Annotated in this window: 1 protein-coding gene and 1 pseudogene; one reads left to right on the top strand and one right to left on the bottom strand. The window is 46.7% G+C overall.

The annotated features are described in order from the left end of the window. Positions 1-140 precede the first annotated feature (140 nt). A complete protein-coding gene (gene bioU, locus F6K38_RS41050; protein WP_287360578.1) occupies positions 141-1,181 on the top strand; it encodes a (S)-8-amino-7-oxononanoate synthase BioU in 1,041 nt (346 codons plus the stop codon). Between the two features lie 171 nt (positions 1,182-1,352). Here the strand turns inward: bioU and F6K38_RS41045 are convergent. Next, positions 1,353-1,783 (bottom strand): annotated as a pseudogene (locus F6K38_RS41045) (hypothetical protein); the annotation flags it as partial.

The raw sequence follows: 1,783 nt of genomic DNA, 5'->3' as shown, positions 1-1,783 counted from the left end.
CGGCTGACGGCTGACGGCTGACGGCTGACGGCTGACGGCTGACGGCTGATATTAACAAAATGTAGAGAATCTAGGGGACTGGGCAAAGTATGAAGTATGAAGTATGAATTATTAAAGTTCGGCTAAACAGTCTAAAAGTTATGAGTGAAACGCAAGTCAGAGGTGTAAATAACCCCAAAACCGCCAATCCCAATGGATTAGAGCGAATACGAGTAGGGGTTTTAGGCTTTGGGGGATTAGGTCAAGCCGCTACCAGAGTCTTAGCTCCTAAGGGAGAAATGCTTTGGGTAGCAGCAGCTGACCAAAAAGGTTATGCGTATGACGCAGCTGGGTTAAATCCTGAGCGTTGTATCCAGACCTACCAATCCCAAGGTTCCTTGGGTTATGTAGAACCAGGTGGCACCTTAAGTAGCAAGAGTATCGAAGAGTTAATCCAAAACGCGACAGTAGATGGATATTTCCTAGCACTGCCAAATTTACCCAATACCTTTATGGCATCGGTGGTTAAGCAATTTATTCAATCGGGTTGGCAGGGAGTGTTAGTAGATGCTCTCAAGCGCACTAGTGCTGTAGAACAACTGTTGCAACTGCAAGATGAATTGCAAGCAGCTGGAATTACCTATATGACTGGCTGCGGTGCTACTCCAGGACTATTGACCGCTGCTGCTGCGATCGCATCTCAAAGCTATGCCGAGATTCACAGTGTCAACATTACCTTTGGGGTAGGGATTGCTAACTGGGAAGCCTATCGAGCAACAATTCGAGAAGATATTGCTCACCTTCCTGGTTACGATGTAGAACGAGCCAAAGCCATGAGTGATGCTGAGGTCGAAGCCTTATTAGATCAAACCGATGGCATCATCAGCCTAGAGAATATGGAACATGCTGATGATGTGATGCTGGAACTAGCAGGGATTTGCTCACGCGATCGCGTTTCTGTTGGTGGTGTTGTTGATACCCGCAATCCTAAAAAACCCCTCAGTACCAATGTCCAAATCACAGGTCGCACCTTTGAGGGTAAAATTTCCACTCACACCTTTACCCTTGGTGATGAAACCAGCATGGCTGCTAATGTCTGTGGTCCCGCCTTTGGTTATCTAAAAGCAGGAGTTTCCCTACATCACAAGGGGATTTATGGTCTATTGACTGCTGCTGAAGTCATGCCGCAGTTTGTGAAATAGTCGGTTTTAGGGAGTAGGGAGTCGGGAGTCGGGAATCGGGAGTAGGGAAGTTAGAAAAGGGATCCCCCCTAACCCCCCTTAATAAGGGGGGAACGGAAGAGGGAAAAATCCTGTTTACTTGTCTATAGCTCTAAAAAACGCTATATTAAAATAATTTCCTGATAAATACCCTTAATAAATATCTCCCCACCTCCCTATCTCCCCATCTCCCCATCTCCCCATCTCCCCACCCTCTTCAACTAAGCTGGATTGTTCCTCCTGTTCCAGACTAATCCCATCGGTCGTTTGTACCACAAATGGTAGACTAGCCCCTAGTAAGCCTCGCTGAATCCGTTGGGGTGTCTCTGGAAAAACCACAAACAAAGGATAGATACGGTTGACGCCATCACTGAGAATGTGTTGATAGCCAGGAGGCATTAGCCATTCATAGTCTTTGTCTAGTAACACTTGGGTATGACGCCAGCGACTGAGCAAGTCAGAAAAGTCTTCATGGGGGCGATGGATAAATAGAACAATCTCGATCTCCATCTTGACTTTCCATTCGGGATCACACATTACCATAGCTAGATCACAGGGTAAACCTACGGCTTCGGTGATCGTGC

The organism is Moorena sp. SIO3B2 (genome assembly GCF_010692525.1).
GTDB classification, from domain to species: domain Bacteria; phylum Cyanobacteriota; class Cyanobacteriia; order Cyanobacteriales; family Coleofasciculaceae; genus Moorena; species Moorena producens.
This window is presented reverse-complemented; position numbering and strand designations above follow the sequence as displayed.

Excerpts from the sequence above, each read along its gene's own strand:
- bioU (WP_287360578.1), top strand. The coding sequence starts at position 141 with ATGAGTGAAACGCAAGTCAGAGGTGTAAATAACCCCAAAACCGCCAAT.